We start from the raw sequence: 14112 nt of genomic DNA, 5'->3' as shown, positions 1-14112 counted from the left end.
CATCGCGCCGAAAAGTTAACACCCCGGCGCGCCGTTTACAACCTCTTCCTGCTCTGCAAATGAAAATGCCGTTCAGTGCTAACTGAACGGCATTACCGCAACAGCGTGGTCTTTCGCGTAGTAGTGGATTTCGAGCAGCATGCAGCCGTTTTCCGACTTGAACGGACCGTGAAATGCGCCAGGCGGTCGGCATGCATACGTGTTCGGGCCAAAAGATGCTCCACCATTCCCATTCGCATCATTGCCGACGGTCAGATTCCCCTGCACGAGATAGACCTCCTCCCAGTACTCGTGCACAAACGGTGCGGTGGTGTAGATCCCGGGCGCGAAACGAAGCAGTCGGGTTCTGCTGCCCGTAGCGGTCTCGGGGGAAAGTGATCCACAAAGAACTTTTTCCTCGATCCCTTCCGGATAGCCGGGAGGTACGCTCCAGCCTTCGTTCAAGTCCAGCGAGACAAACTCAAGATGAGGCTTCAGCATAACAATCTCCTATCAAAGAACTTTGGTTCGGTAATCCATTAAAGGTATTCAGGCAATCGGAACAAGCACGTCGGCAAGTGCATACTCTGCAATCAAGCGACGCCGAACCAGTTCCATTGTTCTTTCCAGCAATGCCATGGCGTGCTGGGGAAGACTGCACCCTACCCGGACACCGCGTTCCTGAATCGCTCTCAGGTTGCTTTCCTCCCGTGCCTGCTGGCACGAGAAGTACCGGAACTGGACTTCACGTCCGGCCCGTTTCAACGCTCGCTGCGCTCTCCAGGACATTGCGCTAAAGCTCGATTCCCGCACAATGAGAAAGCAAAGCGGTGTGCTATAGGCGAGCGGTAGATAGTGACCAAAGTATCGCGATAGTGCAGCGCCTGCCTCGCCATCCCCCGAGGACAGGACAGCATCGAGTTGTCCGCCTTCGAGCGCAGCAGGTAACCCGGCAAATGGCATCCGCACGGCGGTGCAGCCCATAGACGAAAACACTCGGCTGGACAACGAGTCGTACGTTCGAACCCGCATGGCGGCAAGGGTCGCCTCGCTATCGATTTCACATGAGCTCCACAGGCCTGTCGAGGGCATTGGCACGGCGGCTATCAGCCGAAAACCCTCCCGTTTCAGGCAATCTTCGAAGATGCGACGGTACCTCCGGGCATCCTGGTCCGAGTCGCTCCGCCCCGTTCCGCGGGGGATAGCGGCGAGCTCAAATTCGCTCGCGTGCCGAGACAGTGATGCGCCAAAGACAGCTCCGCCATCACAGTGAACATCCGAACCATCGCCAATCCCGCAGAGGCATTGCTTTACTTCGAAAAACAAATTAATCGTCAACTCATCTCCGACAGCCTCCCGAACCAGTGTGGCCAGAGCCGACATCGCCTCACCAGGCAAGGCTCCATTCGGGTATTCCGTTGCAAGTGTCAAGCGCATGTCTTTTCCTGTGTAGTGATGCAAGCAGCTTGCGTATCTGATATGCATTGCTAAGTTTAAGTGTTCCATACGCAAAAATCACTACCCCGATCCTCCATTGACAATATGGTATCCGAATGATAATCGAGACGAGAAAGAACCCAGGCGAGTGGCACAGGGCGGTTGGTGCCCATTGAATGAGGCACACCTATGCCACCCATAGGCAGGCCCCCGGAGCGGGACTGACGACCGCACGGGACAATCCGCCTCACGCCTCGATCGCCAAGACCTCGATCTCCCTGGAAAGCGACGAGATCAAGCGTGCACGCCAGATGAATCACGCCTTAGCCGCGCGATAGATCGAAGCCCGCGCCGAGCTGGCCCTCCAGGCTAAGCGTGCGTTATTTTGCGTTTTCTGAAGCCCCGCTACAGCCCCTCCCGTCCCGCAGTTCAATCCTGCGACGACGTCACATCCTTTTCCGACGGCAGCAGGGAAGTATCCCAGCCGCCCCCAAGTGCCTCGATCAATTGAACGCTGCTGGTCATCTGTTGCACGCGAAGCGTGATCATTGACTGCTGGTCGGAAAACAGCGCGGTCTGTGCAACAAAAACGTTGAGATAGGTATCGACGCCCGTCCGGTAGCGAACCATCGCCAGATCGTAGTAGTGGCGTGCAGCGTCGACCACCTCCTTCTGCTGTTCGAGCTGGGTCGCGAGAATGCGCTGTGCGGCCAGGTAATCCTCCGTTTGCTGGAAAGCAGCCAGCACGGTCTGGCGATAGGCGGCCACGGTCCCTTCGTATTGCGCCTTGTATTGCGCGACGGTCGCCGTGCGCAATCCGCCATCGAAGAGCGTCTCCGATACCGACGGACCCAGCGAGAAAAACCGGGCCGGCCAGGTGAACCAGTTCTGCAGCAAGGCACTCTGAAAGCCGCCTGAGAGCGAAAGGTTGACGGTCGGATAGAACGCCGCCGTCTCGACGCCGATCAACGCATTCGCCTGCGACATCGATCGCTCCGCGGCGGCAATGTCGGGACGTCGCTGGAGAAGTTCGGAGGGCACGCCCGCGGGAATCGCCGGCAGCGCCGTGGTGAGCGGCCGTGCCGGCATCGAGAACGACGACGCCGGTTCGCCGATCAGCAATGCAATAGCGTGTTCATACTGCGCGCGCGCCAGACGCAGATTGGTCGCCGACGCTTCTGCCGTTTTCAGATTCAAGCGGGCTTGCGCAACCGACTGCGCGCTGTCGATGCCGGTGCGGCCCAGCACCTCGGTCAAGGTCAGGCTTTGACGGTAAGCCTCGATGGTCTGCTCGTTCAGCGCGATGAGCTCGTCCTGACCGCGCAGTTGAAAGTAGTCTTGAGCAAGATTGGCCTGCTCGCTAAGCCTCTTGTTCGCCAGATCGGCGGCGCTGACCTGCGCTGCGCTGGCGAACTCCCTCACGGTGTTGCGGATGCGTCCCCAGAGGTCCGGTTCCCACGACACGTCCAGCGGAAAGTTGAAGTCGTTGCTCGTGAACCGTGTACCGCGGCTCGGCACGCCGACGGCTGCAAAGGATGACCCGGACCGCGTGGCGGCAGGTTGAAGGGTGGCGGTTGGCGCGTAGCTGGCGCGCGCCTGACTCACCTGCGCACGCGCCGCCATGAAATTCTGGTACGCCTGCGCAATATTCTGGTTCGAGCTGTTGAGCCTGTCTTCCAGAGCGTCCAGTTCGGGTTCCTGATAGATCTTCCACCACGCGCCCCGCTGCACCGCGTCCTGCGGGCTGGCGGGCGCCCACGTGGTGCCGTCCGGTGCGACAGCAGGCGCCGCCTCCTTGAAGGACGCTGGCGTCGCAACGGATGGACGCACGTAGGCAGGGCCGACGGCACACCCCTGCTCCAGCGATAACGCGGCGAATAGCACCGCGCACGCCAGTGTGCGCAGTGGAGGACCGGCAAATAGAGCTGACTTCTGCATGGCTTTCTCGGCGAGATCTGATCAGGTTTGCACGGGTGAACCACCAGTCGGGTGGCGTCTGCGACGGCGATTGAAACGCTGGCGCATGCGGTCGAAATACAGATAGATCACGGGCGTCGTATAGAGCGTGAGTATCTGACTGAAGATCAGGCCGCCGACGATCGCGATCCCCAACGGTCGTCTCAACTCCGAGCCCGCACCGTGACCGAGCGCGAGCGGCAATGCACCAAGGGCCGCGGCAACTGTCGTCATCAGAATAGGCCTGAAGCGGAGCATGCAGGCTTCGAAGATCGATTCCTCGGTGCTCTTCCCCTCGACGCGTTCTGCCTGCAACGCAAAATCGATCATCAGAATTGCGTTCTTCTTGACGATCCCGATGAGCAGGAAGATGCCGATCAGGGATATCACGTCCAGTTCACTATGAAACAGGATCAGCGCAATCATGGCGCCCACGCTGGCGGATGGAAGCGTCGTCAGGATCGTGATCGGATGGATCAGGCTCTCATAAAGCACGCCCAGCACGATGTAGATCGTGAGGAGCGCCCCGAGGATCAGGAAAGGCTCGCTTGCCAGCGAGCTCTGAAACGCCTGCGCGGTGCCAGCAAACTGTGCGGTGATGTTCGCGGGCGTCCCAAGGCGCCGTTGCATCTGCGTGATGAGCGTGGTCGCCTGTCCGAGCGAGACGCCCGGTGCGAGATTGAACGCGATCGTGACCGAAGGAAAGAACGACGAGTGATTGACGGAAAGCGGTGAAGTCGACACCCGCATGGTCGAAAAAGCGCCGAGCGGCACCGCACCCGTGCCGGATGCGTGAACGTAAGTCGATTGCAATGTCGATGGCGAGCGCAGGAGCGCAGGGTTTGCCTGCATCACGACGTAATACTGGTTGAGCGACGTATAGATGGTCGACACCTGCGACTCGCCGAACTCGTAATAGAGCGCGTTGTCGACCAGTTTCGGCGTAACGCCGAATCGTGCTGCCGTCGTCCGGTCGTAGTTGAGCAGGATCTGCAGACCGTTGTTCTGCTGGTCGGTCGTCACGTCCTTGATCTGCGGCATCTTCTGCATCGCGTGGTACAGCGCGGGAGCCCATTCGCTCAGCGCATCCACGGTATCGGCGGAAAGCTGATACTGGTATTGCGCATTGCTCTGTCTGCCACCGACGCCGACGTCCTGCGCCGCCTGCAGAAACGTCGATGCCCCTGCGATCGCGCCCAGTTTCGAACGCAGCCGGTCGACCACCTCGGTCGAGGTCACGTCCCGTTCAGCGCGCGGCTTGAGCGTGATGAAAACAAATCCCGCGTTGCTCGCGCCGCCGCCCGGACCACCCTGCCCGCCTGTAAAACCGGCCGCGTTCTCAACGGCCGGGTCTTGTCTGATCACGCTCTGGATCGCCATGAGCGACCGGTTCATCGATTGAAACGACGCATCCTGTGCGCCCTGAAAGCCGCCGAAAATCGTGCCCGTATCCTGCTGGGGAAAGAGCCCCTTCTGCACGATGCCGGCCAGAACGACGTTCAGCACCAGCGTGAGCACGAGGCTGAAAATCACCGAGCGGGGATGCCGGATCGCCCACCCGAGTGTGGTGCGGTACGCGGCCAGAATATTGTCGAAGCCGCGCTCGCTCCACCGATAGAGCTTGCCATGCTGTTCCTGCTTCGCGGGCTTGAGCAGGTATGCGCACATGGCGGGCGTCACCGTGAGCGAGATCACCATCGAAATGGCAACCGACGTCGCGAGCGTGAACGCGAATTCATGAAACAGGCGACCCGGGATGCCGCCCATGAACAGGATCGGCACGAATACGGCGATCAGCGACAGGCTCATCGCGATCACAGTAAACGCGACCTCCTGGGTGCCCTGGAAGGCCGCGCGCATCGTCGGCACACCGCGCTCGATCAGCCTCGTGATGTTCTCCATCACCACGATCGCATCGTCGACCACGAAACCCGTCGAGACCGTCAACGCCATCAGCGAAAGGTTATCGAGCGTGAAGCCCAGCAGATACATCACTGCGAAGGTGCCGATCAGCGAGATGGCGACGGCGACGCCAGGGATCAACGTCGCGCCCGGACTCCGCAGAAACACGAACACCACGCCGATGACCAGCAGAATCGACAGGCCGAGCGTGAGTTCGACGTCGTTCACCGAAGACCGGATCGTCGTTGTCGTATCGAGCATCAGTTGCAGGTGATCGCTCGCAGGCATCGAGGCATGGATTGAAGGCATCGCCTGTTTGATGCGATCCACCGTCTCGATCACATTCGCGTTTGGCAGCCTGAACACGAGCAGGATGACCGAAGGTTTGCCGTTGACGTAGCCCGCCGATCGAAGCGTCTGCACCGAATCGTAGACATGTGCGACATCGCGCAGACGAACCACCTTGCCGTTGCTGGAGCCGACGACCAGCGGCGCGAAATCCTGCGCTCTGGAAATCTGGTCGTTTGCGGTGATCACCGTGGTCGTCAGGTCATCGCTGAACTGGCCCTTGGGACGGTTCGAGTTCTGCACTGACAGCGCCTTGGCGACATTCTGCGCGCCAATGCCATAGCTGTAGAGCTGGTTCGGATTCAGATCGACCCGCACGGCTGGCAATGAGCTTCCCACCACCTGAACCTGCCCGACGCCCTGTAACTGCGCGATCTTCTGCGAGATGATCGAAGACGCCAGATCGTAAAGCTTGCCGCGGTCGGTGGAATCCGAGGTCAGGCTCAACACCATCATCGGCGCGATGGCCGAATTGATCTTGCGGTACGTCGGATTGGACGGCAGGTTGGCCGGCAGGTCGGTGCGCGCGGCATTGATGGCAGCTTCGACGTCCCGCGCAGCACCGTCGACATCGCGGCTGAGATCGAACTGGAGCGTCACCGAAGTGACGCCCAGTGTGCTCGACGACGTCATCTGCGTCACGCCGGCAATGTGACCGAACTGGCGTTCGAGCGGCGTCGCGATCGACGACGCCATCACCTCGGGGCTCGCGCCCGGCAGCGTCGCGGCGACGGTGATCGTCGCAAAGTCGACCTGCGGAAGCGAAGCCACCGGTAATTGTTTGAACGCGATCAAGCCGGCGATCACGATCCCCATGGCCATCAGCGTCGTCGCTACCGGCCGCTTGATAAAAGGTGACGAGATGTTAATCACGTTTCATCGAGCGTTTGCGGCCCATCGGGCCGGGTGCTGCGCGGCCGGAAACGCTTCGCGAGCCCATCGAAGAAGACGTAGACGACGGGTGTCGTGTAAAGCGTCAGCACCTGGCTCAACAACAGCCCGCCGACCATCGCAATGCCGAGCGGGCGGCGCAGCTCCGCGCCGATGCCCGAGCCAAACGCGAGCGGCAGACCGGCAAAGAGCGCGCAGAATGTCGTCATCAGAATCGGCCGCAGGCGGAGTTGTGCGGCCTCGAAGGCAGCCTCGACCGGGTTCAGCCCGCGCGTGCGTTGGGCCTCCAGCGCGAAATCGACGAGCATGATGCCGTTCTTTTTCACAATGCCGATCAGCAGGATGATGCCGATCACCGCGATGACGCCGAGGTCCTCGTGGAACAGACGCAGCGCCAGTAATGCGCCCACGCCCGCGGAAGGCAACGTGGAGAGAATGGTGACGGGATGGATAAAGCTTTCGTACAGAATGCCGAGAACGATGTAGACCGCGACGAGCGCAGCGAGGATCAGCAACACCTCATTGGAGCCGATGTTTTCATACGCGGCTGCCGTGCCCTGAAAATCCGACTGGACGCTCGCAGGCATCTTCAAGTCACGCTGGGCCCGCTGGATAGCAGTGACAGCCTGTCCCAGCGATGCGCCCGGCGCCACGTTGAACGAGATCGTGACGACCGGAAACTGCCCCTGATGCGTGATCGTCAGCGGCGACGATCTGACGGTAAAGCGGCTGATTGCACTGAGCGGCACCGGCGTTGACTGCGACGTCGAACTCCCTGACGAGCCGCTCGACCCATTACCTGTGTTCTGGCTGTTCGAACCGGAATTCGCCCCGGAAGATGACGAGCCTGAACCGGAACCGGAACCCGAACCCGAACCTGACGTGCGGGGTGCGAGCACCGTCACGGGTGTCGTCGAGGAAAGGTTCTGACTGGACGACGCAACGAGACTTGAAACCGTCCCGCTTGAACTCAGCGACGTGCGGCCGGACGTGCTCTGCGCTGCTGGCGCCGTGCTGGAGTTCGTGCTGCCCTGAATGTAGATGCGATTGAGCTGCGCCGGATTCTTCTGAAACTCCGGCAATGCCTCCAGGATGACGTGATACTGGTTCGACTGCGTATACAGCGTGCTGACCTGGCGCTGGCCGAACGCGTCGTAGAGCGTCGAGTCGATCTGGTCCGGCGTGATATTAAAACGCGACGCGGTGGCCCGGTCGATAGTGAGATGGGTACTGATGCCGTTGTTCTGCTGGTCAGTCGTGACATCGATCAGTTCCGGGAGTGTCCTCAGCTTCTCCACAACGCGATCGGTCCACTGGTTCAGTTCCTGTGTGTCCGGATCTTCGAGCGTGTACTGATACTGCGTGCGGCTGACCCGGTCGTCCACCGTCAGATCCTGCACAGGCTGAAGGAAAAGCTGGACACCGGGCACGTCGCGCAGGCGTTTGCGAAGACGATCGATGACTTCGCTGGCGGTCAGGCCGCGCTCGTCGATCGGCTTCAGGTTGATCTGGATCCGACCACTATTGAGCGTGGTGTTGATACCGTCCTGACCGATGAACGACGACAGGCTCGCGACGGCCGGATCCTTGAGTATTTCGCTTGCGAGTTGCTGCTGCCTGCGCGACATGGCGACGAACGAGGTCGACTCCGGCGCCTGCGAAATCGCCTGGATGATGCCGGTATCCTGCGGCGGGAAAAATCCTTTCGGAATCTCGATGTACTGGAATACGGTGAGAATCAGCGTGGCCAGCACCACGAGCAGCGTGACAGTCGAATGATTCAAGACCCAGCGCAGGCTGCGTCCGTAGGCCGCGATGATCCGGTCGAACCGTTGTTGCGTCCAGCGGTAGAAACGGTTCTGTTCGGCTTCAGGCGTGTGATGCAGGAGGCGCGAGCTCATCATCGGCGTCAGGGTCAGTGACACCACGCCTGAGATGAGCACCGTCACGCTCAAGGTGACCGCGAACTCCCGGAACAGCCGGCCGACGATGTCGCCCATGAACAGCAGCGGAATCAGCACGGCAATCAGCGAAATGGTCAACGACACGATCGTGAAGCCGATCTGACGCGCGCCTTCCAGCGCGGCTTCCATGGGCGCCATGCCCTTTTCCAGAAAGCGGGAAATGTTCTCGATCATCACGATCGCGTCGTCGACGACGAAGCCCGTGGCGATCGTGAACGCCATCATCGTGAGATTGTTGATGCTGTAGCCGAGCACATTCATCACCGCCAGCGTGCCGATCAGCGAAAGCGGTACCGCAACCGTGGGAATGATGGTCGCGGTCAGACTCCGCAGGAACAGGAACATCACCATCACCACGAGCGCGATGGTCAGCATGAGCTCGAACTGGACGTTCTTGATTGAAGCGCGGATCGTGGTCGTGCGATCCGTCAGGACCGTCACTTCGACCGCCGCTGGCAGCGTGGCCTTCAGCTTCGGCAGCAGTTGCTGGATTTCGTTGACGACCGCGATGGTATTGGCGCCCGGCTGTCGCTGGATATTGACGAGGATCGCCGGCGTTTCGTTTTTCCAGCCCGCCAGCTTCGCGTTTTCAATACCGTCCGTGATTTTCGCAACGTCGGTCAGCATCACGGGCGCGCCGTTCCTGTACGCCACGACGACTTCGCGAAAGCCTTTCGCCGCAAGGAGCTGGTCGTTGGCGTTGATCTGGAACGCCTGCGCGGGGCCGTCGAATGTGCCCTTCGCCATGTTGACCGTGGCGGTCGTCAGGGCCGATCGCAGGTCCTCGAGGTTCAGACCGTATGAGGCAAGCGCAACCGGATTCGCCTGGATCCGTACGGCCGGTTTGTGGCCGCCGCTGATCGTCACGAGTCCGACGCCGCTGAGCTGCGAGATCTTCGGCGCAAGCCGCGTATCGACAAGGTCTTCAATCGCCGACAACGGTAATGCTTTAGACGTCAGCGCAAGCGTGATGACCGGCGCGTCGGCCGGATTCGATTTACTGTAGACAGGAGGCGCGGGCAGATCCGTCGGCAAAAAGCTGGTGGCCGCGTTGATGGCGGCCTGTACTTCCTGCTCGGCGACGTCGATATTCAGCGCGAGCGCGAACTGCAGAACGATGACCGAACTGCCGTCCGAACTCGTGGACGTCATCTGGGTGAGGCCAGCGACCTGACCGAACTGCCGCTCGAGCGGCGCCGTCACCGCCGAAGACATCACATCCGGACTGGCGCCCGGGTAGAACGTCTTGACCTGGATCGTCGGGTAATCGGCTTCGGGCAACGCCGATACCGGCAGACCCGGAAGCGCAGCGAGACCGATGACCAGAATGGCGATCATCAACAGCGCGGTCGCAACCGGCCGAATGATGAAGAGTCGCGACGGATTCATGACGGCTTGCCGGCCTGCGTGCCTGCGCCACTCGCGCCACCTGCACCACCACTAGCCGGCGTTTTCCCGCCTGGCGCAGCCACGTTCTGGACCGTGACTCTGGAACCATCCTGAAGCTTGTCGAAACTGGAAATCGCCACGACCGTTCCCGCTTCGATTCCACTGACGGCCGCGACTTCGTTCTCCGTCGACAACTCGGAGACGTTTCGCATTTTTACGGTATTGCCAGCAAGCGCATAGACGAAAGCCTGTGTGCCGTTGTGCTGTAACGCCGCAGTGGGTACGAGCACCACATTGGTCAGGGTCTTGACCAGCAGGCGCGCGTTGACGAACTGGTTGGGATAGAGACTCAACCCGGCGTTGTCGAATTGCCCGCGAAAGCGGACCGTCCCGGTCGACGTGTCGATCTGGTTGTCGAGCGTCAGCAGCTTGCCGGTCGCGATCTTTGTCTGTTGCGAACGATCGAAGATATCGACCGGCAGCGAAGCACGCTGGGTGATTTCATCGTGAACCTGCGTGAGGTTGTCTTCTGCGACGTTGAACACGACCGTAATCGGCTGCAACTGGGTGATCACGGCGATCGAAGACGCGTTACCTGAGAACACCACATTGCCCGGATCGACCAGACGCAGGCCGATGCGCCCTGAAATTGGCGACGTGATGTGGCAATAGCTCAACTGGACCTGGGCGTACCTGACCTGCCCTTCGTCGTTCTTCACGGTTCCCCGATTCTGTTCGACGATGAGTCGCTGGTCCTCGTAAGTCTGACGCGCGATCGCCTGCTGACCCGATGCTTCCTGATACCGCGCGAGATCCATTTCGGCCTGTCTGAGAACAGCGCGGTCATGCTGTAGCGTCCCTTCGGCCTGCTGCAGTTGCGCCTGGTAGCCGCGCGGATCGATGTCGATCAACGGGTCCCCGCGACGCACCATCTGCCCTTCCGTGTAATGCACGGCTTCTACGGTTCCGTTCACCTGGCTGTACACGTTGACCGTGGCGACAGGCGTCACCGTGCCGAGTGCCTCGACATACACGCCCATATCGCCGGGATGCGCGGTCGTTGTCCGGATTGAAACGGCCTGGGGTGCTTCCGCCTCTTCGTTGCCGCTCTTCGGTTTGCGGACCACGATCAACACCAGGATGATGGCGAACGCGATTGCCGCGCCGATCAAGACCCAATGACGTTTGCGCGCGGGCGGTCGCCCGTTGGGCGCGCCTCGCGCGGAAGCAGGCCCGAAATCCGTATGGCCGTTGCGCGCTTCTTCGGGTTCGCCCCCGGCCTGTTTCGGTTCATTCATGTTTTCTTGCGCCCTTCCTGGCTGACGGCACAGATGCCACGCCGCGGGCAAAGAGGGCCGCGAAACCCTCCGCCATCCGCTCAATGTCCGCTGCTTTAGTCTGATGCAACTCGCGGTGCATGAAGGCCAACTGAAAGACGAAGCCCAGCAGCAACTCGGTCGCCACGTCGAGATCGAGCGCCGGGTCGATCATGCCGGCATCGACGTAGCGTGAGAAACGCTCCTTAAGGCTTCGACGGACTTCCTGCCGGGTCGAGATGCGCTGGAAATCGGCCTGGAACGCGGGATCCAGTAGCACGCGCGAAAAAACGATACGGATCGTTTCAGAGCGCTCGGCAAGGGCAGCCATGCCGTGAGAGATCATCTCGCGCGCCTCGTCGATCATTGAGGAGCACAGTGGCCGTTCGAAAAACCGGTCCCGCTGCCCACTGCTCTCGCGCTTCAACACGGCTAGAAGCAGCCCTTCCTTGCCATTGAAGTAGCGCTGGATCAGCCCTTCGGAACAACCGGCCGCCTCCGCGATACCGCGTGTGGTGGCTTTCTCGAAGCCCCTTTCCGCGAAGGCAACGGCCGCGGCCGCGATCAGTTCTTCCTCGGTGGCCTGCCGGTCCCGTTGGCGTGCTCTTACCGGCGCTGGAGACGATTTCACATCATGTCCGTGTGTATGTGTGTGAACACATACATGATGCTGAGCTAACACTGTGTCGTCAAGCTGTGGATTTGCCGGTTTTCACGCGAATCGTCAGCTGACGCGACAGACAGCAACGTTGTCTTCTGCTGCCTGCGGCGGCCGGGGTAATGACCCGGGCGCAACCCGTTCGCCCTCGCGTTGCATCAGCGTCGGATCACACGCACTCATACACGGGGCACTCCGCGTTATCCAGGCGGCCAGACGTCCAGTGGTTCGTTTGCGCACATACCAATCCGCGTGAGCCGGTCACTATCAACGGTAACCGCCCGCCCCTGCCTTAGCGGGGCGACTCCGCATCAGCCACATTCAAACGTCTGTCGACGTGCACCCTTTTTGCAAAGCGTTTATGCCGGCCCGGCCGGATGCAATGCAGCGCGCCTGGGTGCCAGTTGGATCTGACCATGCGGATATCTGTCTGAGCGGATTCCGCATCGCGCGTTTTCGAACTGTTGATATCGCGGTCAACGGGTTCAGCCTATGTCCAGCTTTCGCGCCTTAAAGTATCAGCCCGCTGCTGCGCATCCGCGTGCGCGGACGATCGCCGGCATCGCGCCGTGGCGTCTCTGGTGCATCTGGTTCATCGGAACCGTCGTGGCGTCGCTTCCCTTTCTGATCCTGCCGGTTCCTCCACTCGGCCAACATTTTTACAACATTGTCAGGATAGACATCCTTGCCCATCCGGGAGCCTACGCCGGCAACTTTGTTGTCCGATGGGATGTCATGCCGGACCTTGCGATGGACCTGATGGCCCCATTGCTGACGAAGTTCATGTCGGCAGAGCAGGCCGCCGCGTTGTTCGTGCTGGCAGCACTCGCGCTACTGACGTCGGGGTGCCTGATGCTGAGCCGCGCGATCAATGGCCGCTGGTCGCTGGTGCCGCTGATCAGTTTCCTGCTGCTGTATAACTGGATACTGATTCGTGGGTACGCCAATAACCTGTTCGGCTTTGGCTTATGCCTCTGGGCGCTTGCCGCCCATGTCGCATTGCGACAGTCGACGATCGCCCGAATTCTCGTTTCCTGCTGTAGTGCGCTCCTCATCTACTTTTGCCATCTGTTTCCACTCGGCGTTTTCGCATTGGTCACAGGCACCTGGGAACTCGGCTGCCTGCTTCAGGAGAAGGACCTGCGAGGTCGCTCGTTGTCCCGTCACGTCGCCGCCACGGTGGTGCCGCTGGTGCTGCCGGTTCTGCTTTTATGGCACAGCAGCACCGGTGGGTTAAGCGAGGCGATCGACCTTGGCTTCCTTCAGATATCCTGGCGAATCCGGTTATGCATCGCGGCGCTGACGGTAGGCAATCGCCCGGCCGACATCGTGATACTAGTCAGCCTTTTCCTGACCGCGATCGTCGGCACCGTGCGACGCTGGTGGACCTGCAAGCCGGAGTGCCGGCTGATCATCATCGCGTTACCGGTGGTTGTGATCCTTACACCGTTCTCCGCCTTTGCGGCGTACGGCATCGTTGAGCGATGCGCGCTGAGCTTCGCGTTTCTGCTAACCACATTGCTTGATGTACGAATGGTGGACCCGCGGCTTCAACGGGCCGCCGCCGCGATGCTGGTTCTCGTCTTTCTGTTCCGTGTGGGGACCGTGACTGAGGACTGGATAGCCGCGAGGCCCGTCATGCAGGCCTACCGCGATGCGTTCGCCTCACTGAAGCCTGGCGCCATCCTGGTTCAATACAAACAGGACACGAGTTATCCATTCCCGCTGCGAGATCCGCACCGCTGGAATCCTTATCTGGACAAGGTCGTCGCACTCGCGACGCTTAACGGGATTCTCGTGCCCGATCTCTATCTGAAAGCGGGGCAGCAACCGGTACTTTACCGGCCCGAGAACACAGCATTGAGAGCATTCCAGACTGGAGGCCAGAGAGGCGATGAAGACACCCGAGCAGAAGACCTCAAGCTGCGTGTGTGGGCAACCGATTTACAAACCCGCTTTCCGGACCTTCAAAGCCGGTTCTCAACGGTCTATCTCGCCGTATTCGATCCTCACGCGCGGCTCTCCGCAGCTTTACCGGGTTGGCGACTGATCGCGACACTGCCCGAGCATCGGCTGTACGAACTCACGCGGTGACAGGCATGCGGAGTCTGGCGTGCTTCAGATGTCGCCTGCTATCGATCCCGGATCATCACCCAGCCCACGGCCGCGCTGACAGCCGTCAACAGCATCACGCCCGCAACGACGTACAACGTGCGTGACCACGCATACCCCTTCAGAATGCCTTCCGACGTATTTCCGGTGTTTAACGGCT

8 protein-coding genes are annotated in these 14112 nt (G+C 60.5%); 1 reads left to right on the top strand and 7 read right to left on the bottom strand.

Annotated features, from left to right (window positions below):
• Nucleotides 1–78: 78 nt before the first annotated feature.
• From P3T16_RS20505 to P3T16_RS20475, 7 genes are all read right to left on the bottom strand, one after another.
• The gene (locus P3T16_RS20505) at nt 79–480 is read right to left on the bottom strand and encodes a cupin domain-containing protein (RefSeq protein WP_429343634.1); all 402 of its coding nucleotides are present in this window, start codon (nt 478–480) and stop codon (nt 79–81) included.
• 48 nt (nt 481–528) lie between these two features.
• The gene (locus P3T16_RS20500; protein ID WP_429255636.1) at nt 529–1416 is read right to left on the bottom strand and encodes a hypothetical protein; all 888 of its coding nucleotides are present in this window, start codon (nt 1414–1416) and stop codon (nt 529–531) included.
• Between the two features lie 429 nt (nt 1417–1845).
• Entirely contained in the window at nt 1846–3354 is a 1509-nt protein-coding gene (locus P3T16_RS20495) for an efflux transporter outer membrane subunit (protein WP_429343633.1), read from the bottom strand.
• 21 nt (nt 3355–3375) lie between these two features.
• Complete coding sequence (locus P3T16_RS20490) at nt 3376–6492, bottom strand: efflux RND transporter permease subunit (protein ID WP_429343641.1); 3117 nt, start codon at nt 6490–6492, stop codon at nt 3376–3378.
• The gene (locus tag P3T16_RS20485; RefSeq protein WP_429343632.1) at nt 6492–9866 is read right to left on the bottom strand and encodes an efflux RND transporter permease subunit; all 3375 of its coding nucleotides are present in this window, start codon (nt 9864–9866) and stop codon (nt 6492–6494) included. The genes P3T16_RS20490 and P3T16_RS20485 overlap by 1 nt, the downstream gene beginning before the upstream one ends.
• Nucleotides 9863–11164 carry an efflux RND transporter periplasmic adaptor subunit gene (locus P3T16_RS20480; RefSeq protein WP_429343631.1) on the bottom strand — a complete coding sequence of 434 codons (1302 nt, stop codon included), beginning with the start codon at nt 11162–11164 and terminating at the stop codon, nt 9863–9865. Before P3T16_RS20480 ends, P3T16_RS20485 begins: the two co-directional genes overlap by 4 nt.
• Entirely contained in the window at nt 11157–11813 is a 657-nt protein-coding gene (locus tag P3T16_RS20475; protein WP_429255640.1) for a TetR/AcrR family transcriptional regulator, read from the bottom strand. The genes P3T16_RS20480 and P3T16_RS20475 overlap by 8 nt, the downstream gene beginning before the upstream one ends.
• A 519-nt stretch (nt 11814–12332) precedes the next feature.
• Here P3T16_RS20475 and P3T16_RS20470 point away from each other — a divergent pair.
• Nucleotides 12333–13934: a hypothetical protein gene (locus P3T16_RS20470; RefSeq protein WP_429343630.1), complete on the top strand. Its 1602-nt coding sequence runs from the start codon at nt 12333–12335 to the stop codon at nt 13932–13934.
• The last annotated feature ends 178 nt before the right edge of the window (nt 13935–14112 follow it).

This window comes from Paraburkholderia sp. GAS42 (assembly GCF_050436565.1).
GTDB lineage: Bacteria > Pseudomonadota > Gammaproteobacteria > Burkholderiales > Burkholderiaceae > Paraburkholderia.
The sequence above is the reverse complement of the archived record's forward strand: the minus strand, read 5'-3'. Positions and strand labels throughout refer to the sequence as shown.

What these genes read in the sequence shown, in the direction of transcription:
- P3T16_RS20505 (WP_429343634.1), bottom strand. Translation starts at nt 480, where the DNA reads ATGCTGAAGCCTCATCTTGAGTTTGTCTCGCTGGACTTGAACGAAGGC.
- P3T16_RS20500 (WP_429255636.1), bottom strand. Translation starts at nt 1,416, where the DNA reads ATGCGCTTGACACTTGCAACGGAATACCCGAATGGAGCCTTGCCTGGT.
- P3T16_RS20495 (WP_429343633.1), bottom strand. Translation starts at nt 3,354, where the DNA reads ATGCAGAAGTCAGCTCTATTTGCCGGTCCTCCACTGCGCACACTGGCG.
- P3T16_RS20485 (WP_429343632.1), bottom strand. Translation starts at nt 9,866, where the DNA reads ATGAATCCGTCGCGACTCTTCATCATTCGGCCGGTTGCGACCGCGCTG.
- P3T16_RS20480 (WP_429343631.1), bottom strand. Translation starts at nt 11,164, where the DNA reads ATGAATGAACCGAAACAGGCCGGGGGCGAACCCGAAGAAGCGCGCAAC.
- P3T16_RS20470 (WP_429343630.1), top strand. Translation starts at nt 12,333, where the DNA reads ATGTCCAGCTTTCGCGCCTTAAAGTATCAGCCCGCTGCTGCGCATCCG.